The 13338-nt window shown below is 62.0% G+C and carries 17 protein-coding genes; all 17 read left to right on the plus strand.

All coding sequences use genetic code 11. From position 1 onward, the window contains the following. Positions 1 to 95 precede the first annotated feature (95 nt). The 17 genes from ABOA88_RS00005 (at position 96) to ABOA88_RS00085 (ending at position 13049) form a co-directional block, all read left to right on the plus strand. The gene (locus ABOA88_RS00005) at positions 96 to 416 is read left to right on the plus strand and encodes a head-tail connector protein (protein WP_367850685.1); all 321 of its coding nucleotides are present in this window, start codon (positions 96 to 98) and stop codon (positions 414 to 416) included. Continuing rightward, entirely contained in the window at positions 397 to 765 is a 369-nt protein-coding gene (locus tag ABOA88_RS00010) for a head-tail adaptor protein (protein WP_367850686.1), read from the plus strand. The genes ABOA88_RS00005 and ABOA88_RS00010 overlap by 20 nt, the downstream gene beginning before the upstream one ends. Continuing rightward, entirely contained in the window at positions 758 to 1261 is a 504-nt protein-coding gene (locus ABOA88_RS00015; protein ID WP_172959797.1) for a hypothetical protein, read from the plus strand. The genes ABOA88_RS00010 and ABOA88_RS00015 overlap by 8 nt, the downstream gene beginning before the upstream one ends. 30 nt (positions 1262 to 1291) lie before the next feature. Then, positions 1292 to 1882 (plus strand): phage tail terminator protein, encoded by a 591-nt coding sequence (locus ABOA88_RS00020; protein WP_367850687.1) that lies wholly within the window; start codon positions 1292 to 1294, stop codon positions 1880 to 1882. Further along, positions 1879 to 2061: a DUF2635 domain-containing protein gene (locus ABOA88_RS00025; RefSeq protein ID WP_196168732.1), complete on the plus strand. Its 183-nt coding sequence runs from the start codon at positions 1879 to 1881 to the stop codon at positions 2059 to 2061. Before ABOA88_RS00020 ends, ABOA88_RS00025 begins: the two co-directional genes overlap by 4 nt. Next, positions 2061 to 3557: a phage tail sheath subtilisin-like domain-containing protein gene (locus ABOA88_RS00030; protein WP_367850688.1), complete on the plus strand. Its 1497-nt coding sequence runs from the start codon at positions 2061 to 2063 to the stop codon at positions 3555 to 3557. Before ABOA88_RS00025 ends, ABOA88_RS00030 begins: the two co-directional genes overlap by 1 nt. Positions 3558 to 3617: 60 nt before the next feature. Continuing rightward, positions 3618 to 3965 carry a phage tail tube protein gene (locus ABOA88_RS00035; protein ID WP_196168730.1) on the plus strand — a complete coding sequence of 116 codons (348 nt, stop codon included), beginning with the start codon at positions 3618 to 3620 and terminating at the stop codon, positions 3963 to 3965. Next, positions 3962 to 4258, plus strand: coding sequence for a phage tail assembly protein (locus tag ABOA88_RS00040; protein WP_196168729.1), 297 nt, complete (start codon positions 3962 to 3964; stop codon positions 4256 to 4258). The genes ABOA88_RS00035 and ABOA88_RS00040 overlap by 4 nt, the downstream gene beginning before the upstream one ends. A gap of 130 nt (positions 4259 to 4388) precedes the next feature. After that, positions 4389 to 6278, plus strand: coding sequence for a phage tail tape measure protein (locus ABOA88_RS00045; RefSeq protein ID WP_367850689.1), 1890 nt, complete (start codon positions 4389 to 4391; stop codon positions 6276 to 6278). Then, positions 6275 to 7573 (plus strand): DNA circularization protein, encoded by a 1299-nt coding sequence (locus ABOA88_RS00050; RefSeq protein ID WP_367850690.1) that lies wholly within the window; start codon positions 6275 to 6277, stop codon positions 7571 to 7573. The genes ABOA88_RS00045 and ABOA88_RS00050 overlap by 4 nt, the downstream gene beginning before the upstream one ends. 3 nt (positions 7574 to 7576) lie before the next feature. Next, entirely contained in the window at positions 7577 to 8686 is a 1110-nt protein-coding gene (locus ABOA88_RS00055) for a phage baseplate assembly protein (protein WP_367850691.1), read from the plus strand. Continuing rightward, a complete protein-coding gene (locus ABOA88_RS00060; protein ID WP_367850692.1) occupies positions 8683 to 9195 on the plus strand; it encodes a phage baseplate assembly protein V in 513 nt (170 codons plus the stop codon). The genes ABOA88_RS00055 and ABOA88_RS00060 overlap by 4 nt, the downstream gene beginning before the upstream one ends. After that, on the plus strand, positions 9192 to 9587 hold the full coding sequence (locus tag ABOA88_RS00065; RefSeq protein ID WP_367850693.1) for a phage GP46 family protein: 396 nt from the start codon (positions 9192 to 9194) through the stop codon (positions 9585 to 9587). The genes ABOA88_RS00060 and ABOA88_RS00065 overlap by 4 nt, the downstream gene beginning before the upstream one ends. After that, entirely contained in the window at positions 9577 to 10617 is a 1041-nt protein-coding gene (locus tag ABOA88_RS00070; RefSeq protein ID WP_367850694.1) for a baseplate J/gp47 family protein, read from the plus strand. The genes ABOA88_RS00065 and ABOA88_RS00070 overlap by 11 nt, the downstream gene beginning before the upstream one ends. Continuing rightward, positions 10605 to 11204 (plus strand): YmfQ family protein, encoded by a 600-nt coding sequence (locus ABOA88_RS00075; protein ID WP_367850695.1) that lies wholly within the window; start codon positions 10605 to 10607, stop codon positions 11202 to 11204. Before ABOA88_RS00070 ends, ABOA88_RS00075 begins: the two co-directional genes overlap by 13 nt. 10 nt (positions 11205 to 11214) lie before the next feature. Then, positions 11215 to 12672: a phage tail protein gene (locus tag ABOA88_RS00080; protein ID WP_367850696.1), complete on the plus strand. Its 1458-nt coding sequence runs from the start codon at positions 11215 to 11217 to the stop codon at positions 12670 to 12672. Further along, positions 12669 to 13049 (plus strand): phage tail assembly chaperone, encoded by a 381-nt coding sequence (locus tag ABOA88_RS00085; RefSeq protein WP_367850697.1) that lies wholly within the window; start codon positions 12669 to 12671, stop codon positions 13047 to 13049. The genes ABOA88_RS00080 and ABOA88_RS00085 overlap by 4 nt, the downstream gene beginning before the upstream one ends. Positions 13050 to 13338: the final 289 nt, after the last annotated feature.

Raw genomic sequence — 13338 nt, forward strand, 5'->3', positions numbered from 1 at the left:
GACCAGCAGGACCAGCAGGACCAGCAGGACCAGCAGGACCAGCAGGACCAGCAGGTCGAAACGCCCGCCGCTGAAGCCAAGGCAGGCAAGAAAAAATGACCGTCACGGCACTGGAACTGCTGCCGATCGGCACGATTCGTCAGCATCTCCGTGTCGATCATGAAGATGAGGATGATCTGATTGGGCTCTATGCCGAGTCGGCCTTGTCTTGGGCATTGTGGTACTGCGACAACCCGAAGTTGGTCCAAGTGGGCGACTTCAAGGCCAGTTTCAAAACCGCAATGCTACTTCTGATCGCTCACTCTTACGCGAACCGTGAAGCTGTTGCGATCGGCACAAGCTGTGAAGAAATGCCGCTTGGGGTTGCTTCGCTTCTTTGGTCATCGAGGGACTTTTATGGCCCAGTCGATTCTTGAGCCAGCAGCCGGCGAGCTCGATCGCCGCATCACCATTCGCCTTCGCGAGGATCTACCACTGGATGCGGCAGGTCTCGAGTCGGTGTTCACTGAGCCTCGTCATCGCTGGGCAAAAGTCCGTGCGGTGGGTACCGCTGTGTACACCGACAGCGTGCAGACTGACGACAAGATCACCCATCGCGTGTGGGTGCGCCTCCTTCAAGGGGTGACGACTTCCCACGAAGTGGTAACTGGTGGTGTGGTCTATCGCGTCAAGCGCAGCGCCCCATGGGGTGCAGGGAAGCGCTTCACACTGCTGGAGGTCGAGGAACTTGGCCAGGCAGCAGTAGGAGGTGGGATTTATGGCTAACTCGGCAACGCTCGATGGCTATATGCACATCGAAGGCTTCGACCAGTTCGGGCGGGAAATCTTCGACAAGAAGGAAATCCGCAAGGGCATGCGCAGGGCGGGCCGCGTGGTTACGCGCCGCGCGCAACTCAACCTTGCCCTGGCGCGCGGGCAGAACAACTACCCGGTCAACAGGACGGGGCGGACCGTCGAGTCCATCACCTTCAAGGTGTCCCGCTCCGGGTTCCTGGTGAAGATCGCCCCGCGCAAGACGCCTGATATGCCTGAGTACTACCCAGCTTACCTGCACTACGGCGTGAAGCAGGGAGCCCGGGTTCGAGGGCTTGAATCGGGCAAGCGCCGCAAAAAGGGCGAGCGTGCCGCCGCTGTGGCTCAGCGGGCCAACGGCGCTTGGCGCATCGAGCCGCGCGCAAACTACATGGAAGATGCTCTGCAGGACGAAAAGGACCAGGTTCAGTCGATTCTCCGGGCTGCATTCGCGGCTGCTCTTCCATAACCATGGGCCGCCAGGCCCGGACCCTCAGCAATGAAAATTTCTCCCATCATCGCGCACCTGCGCGAGTACTGCCCGAGCCTGGCTGATCGGGTATCGGGCGGCATTGACCTGGAGGCCGTGAGCCAGTCGGTGCTGCTGAAGAACCCATCGGCCTACGTCATTGCGGCAGACGACAAGGCGGGTGACAACCGAGCGCAAAACGCGGTGTTGCAGGACATCGAAGATCGCTTCGAAGTCGTCCTGGCCATGGACACCAAGGACGAGCGCGGCCAGCAGGCCTCGGACCTGCTGCATGACTTCCGCAAAGAGCTGTGGCGGGCCCTAGTCGGCTGGAAGCCGGATGCTGAGTACGATCCGGTCGTCTATGACGGTGGCGGCCTGGTGCTAATCAACCGGGCACGGGTGGTCTATCGCTTCAGCTTCTCGGCAGGGTTCCAGCTTGGCCGCAACCGGCCGACGGACCCTGCTGAAACTTGGCACGAGCATGAGCTCGACGGCTTGCCGCCGTTTACCGGGGCGACCATCAACATGGATTGCATCGACCCGGCAGACCCCAACCTGCAGCGCCCCGGCCCAGACGGGCGCATCGAAGTGAAATTCTCTGGAGATCCCCAACCATGACCCAGCGCATCACCGTGGTGCCGGCCGCTGGCCGCGCCGTGCCCGACCCGCAGGCGGGCGACCTGCTTCCGGCCGATGGCCGCGAAGTAACCGACAGCGTCTGGTGGCGCCGTCGTCTGGCGGACGGTGACATCACCGTCAAAGAGCCCAAGGGCACCAAGAAAGAGGTAGCCAAGTAATGGCCATCGGATTCAACAACATCCCGGGCGACATCCGTGTGCCCCTGTTTTACGCGGAAATGGACAACTCTGCGGCCAACACTGCCCAATCGGTGCTGCGCCGACTGATCGTTGCCCAGGTCAACGATGACGCCACCGCCGAGGAAATCGGCAAGCTGGTCCTGGTGCCGAGCGTGGCCTTGGCCAAGTCCATCGGAGGCCAGGGCTCGATGCTGGCAGGCATGTACGAAATCTGGCGCAAAGCCGATCCGGTTGGCGAGGTGTGGTGCCTGCCGCTGAAGGCCACCACAGGCGTGGCGGCTGCCGGCAAGGTGACCATCGCTGGAACCTCGACGGAGTCCGGCCTGCTGAGTCTTTATGTAGGTGGAGCCCGCGTCCAGGCTACCATCGTGAGCGGCGCCACGGCGGCCCAGGCTGCCGCCGCCCTGGCGGTGCAAGTCAACGCCGCTGTCGATCTGCCGGTTAAGGCTGAGTCCACCGGTGGCGATATCACGCTGACCTGCAAATGGAAGGGCGAGAGCGGCAATGACATCGCACTACAGATGAACCGCCTGGGCAAGACCAATGGCGAGGCGACGCCGGCGGGATTGACGGCGACCATCACAGCCATGGCTACCGGTGCCGGAACCCCCGATCAGGTCGATGCGCTGGCCGCCCTGGGCGACGAGCCCTTCGAGTTCATCTGCATGCCGTGGGCCGACACTACCAGCCTGGACGCGTGGAAGCTGGCGATGGATGACAACGCCGGCCGTTGGTCCTGGACCAAGCAGTTGTTCGGCCATGTCTACAGCGCCAAGCGCGGCACTGTCGGCACCTTGGTGGCCGCCGGCCAGGCGCGTAACGATCAGCACGTCACGGTCCAGGGCGTGGAGCAAGGCGTGCCACAGCCGGTTTGGTTGGTGGCTGCATCCCTGGCGGCGCGCACGGCCTCGTTCATCTCGGCCGATGCGAGCCGTCCAACGCAGAGCGGGGCGATGCCGGGTATCGACGCAGCACCATCCAGCGATCGGTTCACGCTGACCGAACGCCAGTCCCTGCTGAGCTATGGCATCGCCACGGCCTACTTCGAGGGTGGTTCGATGCGCATCCAGCGTTCGATCACCACCTATCAGAAGAATGCCTATGGCCAGCCGGACAACTCGTACTTGGACAGCGAGACGATGCACCAGTCGGCGTACATCATCCGCAGCCTTAAGACCGTTATCACCAGCAAGTATGGTCGCCACAAGCTGGCCGCCGATGGCACCCGTTTCGGCGCTGGCCAGCCCATCGTCACGCCCAGCACCATTCGCGGCGAGCTGATCGCGCTGTACGGCAAGCTGGAGAGCGATGGCCACGTCGAGAACGCCGACCTGTTTGCCAAGTACCTGGTCGTTGAGCGAGACAGCAATGACCCGAGCCGGGTCAACGTGCTGTTCCCGCCGGACTACATCAACGGTCTGCGCATCTTCGCGCTGCTCAACCAGTTCCGTTTGCAGTACGACGCCGCGGCCTAACTCGGCCAGCACCACCACAAGCCCGCCGAAGCGGGCTTTTTCATTTCTGGAGACAAGACCATGGGTCAAAGAGTCGCGGGCACGTGCTACATCAAGGTTGACGGTGCTCAGTTGACCATCACCGGGGGCCTTGAAGCCCCGCTGATGAACGTCAAACGAGAGACGGTGACGCCCGGCTTCTACAAGGAAGAGCTGCTGGCGCCTTACCTCAAGGTGACGGCGGTGCATACCCCGGACTTCCCGTTGGAAAAGCTGGTCAATGGCACAGCCATGACCATCACCGGTGAGTTCAACAACGGCAAGGTGTACGTGCTGTCCGACGCTTACCTGGTCGATGAGCCGGTATCGAGCGGCGATGACGGCACCATCGAGCTGCAGTTCGATGGCAGCAAGGGGGTATGGCAATGAGCGACGTCATCAAGCTTTCCGCTCCGATCAAGGCGCACGATGAAGAGCGGACGGAGCTGACCCTGCGCCGTCCGACGGTGCAGGAAGTTCGGGCGATCAAGTCGCTTCCGTACAGGATCAACCAGGACGATGAAATCAGCCTGGACATGGATACCTGCGCCAAATACATCGCGGTGTGCGCCGGCATCCCCGCAAGTTCGGTGAATCAGCTGGATCTTGCCGATCTGCATTCGGCCAGCTGGGCCGTCGCCCGTTTTTTCATGAAGGCGGAATCGCCGAAATCGAAAGCCTGATTGCGCTTGCCTACGACCTTGCCTGGTTCTGGAAGGTCGATCCTGACCAGATCCTGGCCAAGCCGCTGGATCTCTTCCTTGAGTCCCTGATGCACGCCCAGCGCATCAACGCTCTACAGCAGGTGCCCTGATGGCCGACAAGTTTCAGCTCAAGGCGCTGATCACTGGCGTCGACAAGCTCTCGCCGACCCTGGCGGGGATTCGCAAAAACGTCTCCAGCTTCCAGAAGGGGCTGGAGAAAACAGGCCTCGGCAAGATTGGCTTTCGCGACCTGATCGCGGGCGGTGCCATCGCGGCGCCGTTCGTGGCCGGTATCAGCAAGGCGATCGAGTTCGAGTCGCAGATGGCCGACGTGAAGAAGGTCGTCGATTTCGATACGCCGCAGCAGTTCAAGGAGATGGGCGACGACATCGGGCGCATGTCCGAGCGGCTACCCATGGCCGCCGGTGATATTGCCAAGATCGTCGCTGCGGGCGGCCAGTCCGGCATCGCGAAGAATGAATTGCTTGGCTTCGCCGAAGCCGCAGTGAAGATGGGCGTTGCTTTCGATCAGACCGCTGATCAGTCTGGTGAGATGATGGCCAAGTGGCGCACCTCGTTCAAAATGGGCCAGGACGAAGTGGTTGCTCTGGCTGACAAGATCAACTACCTAGGCAACACAGGGCCTGCAAACACCAAGCAGATCTCCGGGATCGTGACGCGGATTGGTCCTCTTGGTGAAATCGCCGGTCTTGCCTCCGGGCAGATTGCTGCTCTGGGTGCGACCATGGCCGGCGTTGGTGTCGAGGAAGAAGTCGCAGCCACCGGCATCAAGAACTTCATGCTGGCGATGACCAAGGGGGCGGCGGCGACTAAGGGCCAGGCCGAAGCCTTCAAGGCGCTTCGCCTCGACTCCAAGCAAGTGGCCAAGGCCATGCAGACGGACGCCCAGGGCGCCGTGCTGGACATTCTTGATCGCCTCAAGGATGTGGATAAATCGAAGCAGGCCGGAGTCATGGCCACCCTGTTCGGCAGTGAGTCGATCACGGCCATTGCGCCTTTGCTCACTAACCTTGATCTGCTCAAGGGCAACCTGCAGAAGGTGGCAGACGAGAAGGGCTACTCCGGATCTATGGATAAGGAGTACGCGTCGCGTGCGGCGACAACGGCGAACAACCTGCAGTTGCTGCGCAATACGATCGATGGAGTGGGCCGGGCCCTGGGCGAAGCTCTGCTGCCAGGCCTCAACAGTGCAGTCGACTCGATCCGTCCTTTGATCAGTTATACCGCGGCAATGATCCAGGCTAATCCTAACCTGGTGCGCGGCCTCGTCGGTGCAGCCATCGCATTCACCGGCATCCGTGCGGCCATCGTTGCTGCGACGGTGGCCACCCGCCTGATGAGCGTTGCCCTTGCCGCCAACCCGATTGGCCTCATCGCGGTGGCGATTGCGGGCGCGGCAGGACTGATCATCGCCAACTGGGAAACCGTGGGCCCGTTCTTCTCCGCCATGTGGGAGCTGATCAAGGCCTACGCCGAGCCAGCCTGGGAGATCTTCAAGACCATCGCTGCGTTTACGCCGCTGGGCATGATCATCAAGAACTGGGAACCCATCGTCGGCTTCTTCAAGGGGCTTTGGGAAAAGGTTCGTCCTTACCTGGAATTCCTGGGCCTGGGGGAGGGTGGTGATGGGCTCACGGCGACTATCCAACGGGCGGCGGAAGCACAGAATCAGCGCAACAACGCCGGTATGGGCGCCGGCGACGGCGCCATGTTGGCCGCCAATGCCGGCTCCCGGCAGCAAGCCATGTCGGCCTCGCTGGGCATTCCTGCCACGGGTGAGCTGCTGAAGGTGCCGGCACCGGGCAGCCTCGTTACGGCGGGCGCTGCCAACAGCAAGGCCCGCGTTGATGGCGAGCTGAACATCAACATCAACGGCGCACCGCCGGGCACGCGGGTGGAGCAGGCGACAACCAGCCAGCCCGGACTTCAGGTCAAATCGAAGGTTGGCTATCGAACCATGGGGGCAGCGCCGGCATGAGCACAACGACATGGCGGGACAGTCTGCTGCCGGCCTCGTTCCGGGGCATCTCGTTTGTCATCGAGCAAACGTCGGTGCCGACGGGGCAGCGCGGCCAGCTGCACGAATTCGTCCAGCGTGACGAGCCGTTTTTCGAGCAGCTGGGCAAGCGGGCCCAGGTCCACAAGCTGACTGCTTTCATCATCGGCCCTGACTGCTTCGAGCGGCGGGACAAGCTGCTGGAGGCACTGGAAACGCCAGGCGCTGGTGAGCTGGTGCACCCCTGGCTGGGACGCATGCTGGTCAAGGCCGGTGCCTGCGAGGTCAGCCACGACCGCCGCGAAGGCGGCATGGTGCGTTTTGACCTGGAGATGTACCCGGATCAGCCGCGTAAATTTCCGAGCGCCAAGGTCAATACCAAGCAGAAGGCACTTAAGGCTTCCGGTGGATTGCTTGGCTCGGCGCTTGGCCGGTACTCGGCCGCCATGGACAAGGTCAACGCCGCCCGGGTCAACTTGATGAGCCTGCGAAACAGCGTGACCAAGGCCTTCTCAGCGGTGCAGCAACACTTCGCGCCGCTGACAACGGCTATCAGTGATGTGAGCCGGTTTGCGCACGCAATCGTCAACGCACCGGACAGCTTGCGCTCGATGTTCAGCAGCTACTTCGGCAATTTCACCAGCTTCGGTGGCGGGCTATTCAGTCTGTTTTCTTCCGATAGCGGTTCTTCTGGGGGCGGCTCCAGACGATCCAGCTACCGGGGATCGCTTAGCCTGGCCAGTCAGCACTTGGAGTCGGCGAAAGCTATCAACACCGTTGCGCCTGCCGGCGGTGCGGATACCACGGCCGCGGCCAAGGCCGCCACCAACCTGGTGCAAGACGCTTTACTGGTCCAGGTGACTACTCTGGTTGCTGACTTGCCGATCGCACCGAAGGCTGAACCTGTGTCTTCGGTGCCTTCGCTGGATCAGCAGGCTGTCCAGCCTACGGAACGCCCGGATGTACCGGTGGCAGATGATGTGCTCCAGCTGCGCGACGAGCTGTCCGACGCGATCTGGGAGGCTTCGCTCAAGGCCGAACACTCGCATTACCAGGCGCTGACAGAGGTCAGACACGCCGTGGTGGCGCATCTAACCGCCGTCGCCGAATCCGGCGTGCGGCTGGTGGATATCACCCCCGAGCAAACCCTGCCTGCCCTGGTGCTGGCCTACCGGCGCTTTGGCGATGCGACCCGACAGGGTGAGGTGGTGCAGCGCAACCGCATCCGGCACCCCGGGTTCGTCCCGCCGCTGCCGCTGAAACTGGCCAAGGAGTAAGCCATGGACGAGCAAAACGCCGTCACCCTATCGGTGGACGGCCTGGAGTACGGCGGCTGGAAGGAAGTCGAGATTTCGGCGGGGCTTGAGCGGCAGGCGCGTGACTTCCGCTTGGGTATCACCTGGCGCTGGCCTGGCCAGGAGGTGGTGCGGCCGATCCGCCAGGGCGCCCAGTGCGAGGTGCGTATTGGCAATGATCTGGTGCTGACCGGCTGGGTGTTCGCGACGCCGATCAATCATGACGCCAACCAGATCAGCCTGTCAGTCTCTGGCCGGTCATTGGCCGCTGACTTAGTGGACTGTGCCGCGGTCAACAAACCCGGTCAATGGAAGAACCAGGGCGTGCTGACCATCGTTCGCGACCTAGCGGCGCCCTATGGCCTGCAGGTAAGCAGCGAAATCCCGGCGACCTCGAAAGTGTCAGACCACACCATCGAGCCAGGCGAGACGGCATTCGAATCCATCGATCGCCTACTCACCTTGTTCCGGGTGTTTTCCACGGATGACGCCCGAGGCCAGGTGGTCCTGGCCAGCGTCGGTAGCCAGGGCAGGACCTTCGACGCAATAGAGGTCGGCAAGAACGTGCTGACCGGCAGTGCCGGCCTGGACTTCTCCGGGGTGTTTTCGGAGTACCAGGTGCTCGGGCAGCGCAGCGGCAACGACAAGGCCTTCGGGGAGAAGGCGGCGGAGGTCTCTGCGACCGTCACGGACACCCGAACCACTCGCCGCCGCGCGCACATCATCCACCAAACCGGGCAGATGACCGACGAGCTTGCCCAGAGCCGAGCCAATTGGGAGCGCGGCAACCGCATGGGCAAGGCCCTGCAGACCACCTACACCGTGCAAGGCTGGCGGCAATCAAATGGCGCGCTGTGGCGCCATAACACGGTGGCGCGGGTAATCGACCCACTGATCGGCTTTGACCGCGACATGGTCATTGCCGAAGTGACGTACTCCCTCAGCGACTCGGGAATGATCACCATCCTGGTGGTTGGCCCGCCTGAAGGCTACGAGCCTGAGCCCGCCGACCCGCTCAAGGGCCGCAAGCTCAAGAAGGGCAAGAAAGGCGACAGCTTCGAATACCTGCTACCGGAAGACTGGGAGAAGAAATGACGACCCTGACGCGCATGATGGCTCGTGGGACGGTGGCCCTGGCCACGGCCGGCAGGATGCTGCAAACGCTGCAAATGCGCCTCACTGCCGGCGAGATCAAGGACGACTTGGAGCACTTCGAACCCTACGGCTACACCAGCTGCCCCAAGCCCGGGGCAGAAGGTCTGGCGCTGTTCCTGGGCGGTGACCGCTCCCACGGCGTAGTGGTGTGCGTGGCGGATCGCCGCTTCCGCCTGAAGGAACTGAAGCCGGGCGAGGTGGCCCTGTACACCGATGAGGGCGACACCTTCGTGTTCAAGCGGGGGCGCGTCGTCGAACTCGACACCATGACGCTGAAAGTGAAGGCGGGCGATTCGGTCCAGTTCGAGACACCCCTGATCAAGACCACGGGCCGCATCGAGTCCGACGGTGATCAGGTGGCCGGAGGGATCAGTCAGATCAACCACGTCCACGACGGCATTACCCGCGGCAATGCTCAATCCAACAAGCCTGTGGCGAGCGCCCCATGAACCTCAACGACGCTGAAAAGAACCTGGTCAGGACAGTGGTGATCAGTCTATTCACCTGGCGGCGGGCCGGGCCAGATGACCCCGTCGATGACGAAGAGCGGTACGGCTGGTGGGGGGACAGCTTCCCGCGGGTAGCAGATGACCGGATCGGTTCTCGCTTGTGGTTGCTGCGCCGAGTCAAGCTGACCGAGCGCACCCAGCGTGACGCGGAGTATTACGCGGCTGAGGCTCTGCGGTGGCTGATCGACGACGACCAGGTACTTGCCGTGGACATCACCAGTGAGCGAGCCGATAGCAGTCGCCTGAACCTCCGGGTGGTGCTGACCCTGCCTGACGGCTCACCTCTTGCGATAGAACCCCACCAACTGTGGCAGGTGAACTATGCCGTTTGAAATTCCAACACTGCCGGTTCTGCTGAGCCGGGCCCAGGCTGACCTGGGCATGAATGCGCTGTGCCATTCCGACGCCCAGGTGCTTGCGCGGGCGCAGGCTGGCACCGCGTTTGGTCTCTACGGCTACCTCGACTGGATCGTTGAGCAGATCCTGCCTGACACCGCCGACGAGGAAACACTTGAGCGCATTGCCGCTCTTCGCCTGCAGCAGCCGCGCAAGAAAGCAGAGGCTGCCGCCGGCCCTGCCAGCTTCGAGGCCGCCGCCGGCGCGGTTCTGGATATCGACACCGTGTTGCAGGCGCAGGATGGCCGATCCTACAAAGTCACCAGTGGCGTGACGACCAGCGCTGGTATCAACCAGACCACCGTCGAAGCAGTGGATGCCGGTGCGCTAGGCAATGCAGAGCCGGGCCTGACCTTGTCCCTGGTTCAGCCCGTGCAGGGCATCGGTGGAACCTTCACCATTCTGGAGCCTGGCTTAACTGGCGGGACGCCGCAGGAAAGCGTCGAGTCGCTTCGGGACAGGGTGATCCGTTCTTATCGGGTGATCCCGCATGGCGGTAGCAAGGACGACTATGAAACCTGGGCGCTCGAATGTGCCGGCGTTACACGCGCCTGGTGCGTTCGCAACTACCTGGGCCCCGGCACAATCGGCGTGTTCTTTATGCGCGACGAGGACGACAACCCAGTGCCAGATGCTGGAGAGCTGGACGAGGTAAAGGCCTACATCGAGGAGCGCCGCCCTGTAACCGCCGAAGTGTATGTACTGGCCCCGCAAGTAGTCCCGGTGGTTTACCAGATCAGGCTGGATCCGGACACGTCTGCCGTTCGAGCTGCCGTTGAGGCCCAGTTGCTCGATTTGCATAGCCGCGAGGCTGGTCTTGGTGAAAAGCTGCTGGTCAGCCACATGCGCGAGGCCATTAGCGGATCAAGGGGCGAGTGGGACCATGAATTGGTCTCTCCTGCATCGGATCTTGTTCCGGCCAACAACGAATTGCTTACCTATGGAGGCTGCGTATGGCTGGCATGAGATCGGCGGCACAGTACAGGCAGCAGCTGCGAGCGCTGCTGCCGCTCGGGCCGGCCTGGGATCCGGAACTGGTGCCTGAGGTAGATCTGGCGCTGGAAGGAGTCTCTCAGGAATTTGCCCGTATCGAAGCGCGGGTCGTTGCTGCGCTCAACGAAATGGATGCAAGCGGGGTGAGTGAGCTTGTGCCGGATTGGGAGGCTGTGATGGGGCTTCCCGATCCCTGCCTCGGCAATAACCCGTCTTTTGAGGATCGCCGCCTCTCGGTCCAACAAAGGCTAACCGCCATTGGTGGCCAAGATATTGCGTACCTGATCAGTCTCGCTGTTGAGCAGGGCTACCCCAACGCAACAATTACCGAGTATCGAACGCCACGTTTTGGGCGCGCCCGGTTCGGGCCTTCGCGCTTCGGGACCTGGAAAGCACAGTTTCTGTGGACGCTGCACACAGGCGATCGTCAGCGGGTTGGGCGGCGCTTCGGTGCCAGCTATTGGGGCGAGCGATTCGGCATGAATCCTGGCAACGCTCTTGAGTGCGTCATCCGCCGTGCGGCGCCCGCCCACACGATAGTCAATATTGATTTCACCTGAGGAGTAGAGAGTGGACTATCCAAAGAGCTTGCCCAACGCTGGGCTTGTCAGTGGCAAATTTGTTGATGAGGACCCGGTTGCAGGCACACCGGGATCGTTGATTCCGGCTGATTGGGCCAACGCGTTGATGGATGAATTGCTGGGCATCATCAGCGCTGCCGGCCTTTCGCCTGACGAAGCCGACCATACGCAACTGGTGCGAGCCATCCAGTCGATGGCCTCGTCGGACTACAAAAAATCGGTGCGCTGCGCAACAACCGGCCCTATCGCGCTGAGTGGCGTGCAGACCATTGATGGCGTGGACCTGGCCGTGGGCGACCGGGTGCTGGTCAAAGATCAGGCCGCTGCGTCACAGAACTGGATCTATGTCGTGTCCGCCGGCGCTTGGGTGCGCGCACAGGACGCGGATGAAAGCACCGAATGTACGCCGGGCCATTTGGTGCCGGTGCAGGCGGGTGCGGTAAACGGCCTGACAGTGTGGCAGCTGACCAACACCGAAGTGCCGACTGTGGGGGCCACGGCGCTGACGTTTCGCATCGTGCTGGGTAAGAAGGCCAGCACGCTGGCCGACTACGGTATCACTGACGCATACCGAAAGGATCAGACCTACAGCCAGGCGCAGGTGGATGACCTGCTGAAAAACGTCAACGCCATGCCGGTGGGGTCGATTCTGCCCATGCCCAAGGCCACGGTGCCGGCGGGCTTTCTGGAGCTGGATGGCAGCACGCAGAGCATCGCGACTTATCCCGATCTGGCGGCCTACCTGGGCACGACCTACAACAAGGGCGACGAGCCAGCCGGTTACTTCCGCTTGCCGGATACCCGTGGCGAGTTCCTGCGTGGCTGGGACCATGGGCGAGGCGTAGATGCTGGGCGGGCTCTGGGGTCGTCCCAGAGCGCAACAATCGTCGGCATGGGCGATCCAACCAAGTCCTCGGTTACAGTCGCCAACCTCTACAACAATGCGGACGATAGCATCGAGGGGTTCCGGGCGAAGCTCAACGGTGATGGTGTGCCTGCAAGTATGCCGGGCATCCTGACTGCAACTGTCACCGGTGGTGCTTCAATCCCAGGCGAAACAACTGCAATGTATGTTCGTCCGCGAAACCTGGCGGTGATGTGGTGCATCAAGGCCTGGAACGCGCCAGTGAATCAGGGAAGCATCGATATTGGTGCGTTGGCCGTTCAGGTTTCGGCCCTTGAGAACAGGCAAAAGGCGCTGGGTGATGGCCAAAGCTGGCAGAACGTAACGGCTAGCCGAGTCTCTGGAACGATCTATACGAACACCACCGGGCGCTCAATTCAGGTTCAGGTGGCTATCCAGAGTGGTTCAATCTCGGCCACCTGTGGTGGTGCGACGTTGTCAACCTACGGCTTCCATATAGCATTCGTGGTGCCTGCTGGAGCGACGTACTCTGTAACGTTTACAGCCTCATCGAATACCGTGTGGTCGGAGCTGCGCGCATGAAGTACTTCAGAAATACCCTGACAGGGAAGGTTCACGCCTTCGATGATGATGCCCCGTCGCATTTCATCACGGGCGACTTGGAGCCCATGACAGAAATCGAGGTGCAGCAGTACATCGCCAGCGCCACAAGCCCGGCGCCCACGGCGGCGGACCTTGAGCGTCAGTGGCGGGACGCCGAGTTGATGGCGCTGGTCTGGCTGCGTGATCGCCATCGTGACCAGCTGGAGATTGGTGTGGCCACCACGCTGACGCCCGAGCAATTCAGTGAACTGCTGGTGTTCATGCAGTCCCTGCGTGATTGGCCCCAGTCAGAGGCCTTCCCAGACAGCGAGCAGCGACCTGTGGCGCCGCCCTGGATTGCTGATCAATCCCAATAGAGCCTCGCACCGTCGGGGCTTTTTCTTGCCTGTAATTCGAGGTCTACATGCGCAAGCATTTGTCTTTGGCGGCCCTGCAGTGGCTGTTCCAGCGGTGTAGCGCGCTGGAGGGCCTGACTGATGTGGGCCGGTGTGCGCCTAGGTGGGCATTGGCGATACGCCAAGTAAAGGACCAGCCTGGATTTCCAGGCTGGCTACATCAGGTTATAGGAATACCGACACTGCCAATACGGCATACACGGCTAGCTGGAAGCGGAGGGAGCCAGTCCATGCCAGTAGGAGGCCGACG

The sequence above is a fragment of the Pseudomonas sp. PKS genome, assembly GCF_051913525.1.
Taxonomy (GTDB): domain Bacteria; phylum Pseudomonadota; class Gammaproteobacteria; order Pseudomonadales; family Pseudomonadaceae; genus Aquipseudomonas; species Aquipseudomonas guariconensis_D.

What these genes read in the sequence shown, in the direction of transcription:
- ABOA88_RS00005 (WP_367850685.1), top strand. Translation starts at nt 96, where the DNA reads ATGACCGTCACGGCACTGGAACTGCTGCCGATCGGCACGATTCGTCAG.
- ABOA88_RS00010 (WP_367850686.1), top strand. Translation starts at nt 397, where the DNA reads ATGGCCCAGTCGATTCTTGAGCCAGCAGCCGGCGAGCTCGATCGCCGC.
- ABOA88_RS00015 (WP_172959797.1), top strand. Translation starts at nt 758, where the DNA reads ATGGCTAACTCGGCAACGCTCGATGGCTATATGCACATCGAAGGCTTC.
- ABOA88_RS00020 (WP_367850687.1), top strand. Translation starts at nt 1,292, where the DNA reads ATGAAAATTTCTCCCATCATCGCGCACCTGCGCGAGTACTGCCCGAGC.
- ABOA88_RS00025 (WP_196168732.1), top strand. Translation starts at nt 1,879, where the DNA reads ATGACCCAGCGCATCACCGTGGTGCCGGCCGCTGGCCGCGCCGTGCCC.
- ABOA88_RS00030 (WP_367850688.1), top strand. Translation starts at nt 2,061, where the DNA reads ATGGCCATCGGATTCAACAACATCCCGGGCGACATCCGTGTGCCCCTG.
- ABOA88_RS00035 (WP_196168730.1), top strand. Translation starts at nt 3,618, where the DNA reads ATGGGTCAAAGAGTCGCGGGCACGTGCTACATCAAGGTTGACGGTGCT.
- ABOA88_RS00040 (WP_196168729.1), top strand. Translation starts at nt 3,962, where the DNA reads ATGAGCGACGTCATCAAGCTTTCCGCTCCGATCAAGGCGCACGATGAA.
- ABOA88_RS00045 (WP_367850689.1), top strand. Translation starts at nt 4,389, where the DNA reads ATGGCCGACAAGTTTCAGCTCAAGGCGCTGATCACTGGCGTCGACAAG.
- ABOA88_RS00050 (WP_367850690.1), top strand. Translation starts at nt 6,275, where the DNA reads ATGAGCACAACGACATGGCGGGACAGTCTGCTGCCGGCCTCGTTCCGG.
- ABOA88_RS00055 (WP_367850691.1), top strand. Translation starts at nt 7,577, where the DNA reads ATGGACGAGCAAAACGCCGTCACCCTATCGGTGGACGGCCTGGAGTAC.
- ABOA88_RS00060 (WP_367850692.1), top strand. Translation starts at nt 8,683, where the DNA reads ATGACGACCCTGACGCGCATGATGGCTCGTGGGACGGTGGCCCTGGCC.
- ABOA88_RS00065 (WP_367850693.1), top strand. Translation starts at nt 9,192, where the DNA reads ATGAACCTCAACGACGCTGAAAAGAACCTGGTCAGGACAGTGGTGATC.
- ABOA88_RS00070 (WP_367850694.1), top strand. Translation starts at nt 9,577, where the DNA reads ATGCCGTTTGAAATTCCAACACTGCCGGTTCTGCTGAGCCGGGCCCAG.
- ABOA88_RS00075 (WP_367850695.1), top strand. Translation starts at nt 10,605, where the DNA reads ATGGCTGGCATGAGATCGGCGGCACAGTACAGGCAGCAGCTGCGAGCG.
- ABOA88_RS00085 (WP_367850697.1), top strand. Translation starts at nt 12,669, where the DNA reads ATGAAGTACTTCAGAAATACCCTGACAGGGAAGGTTCACGCCTTCGAT.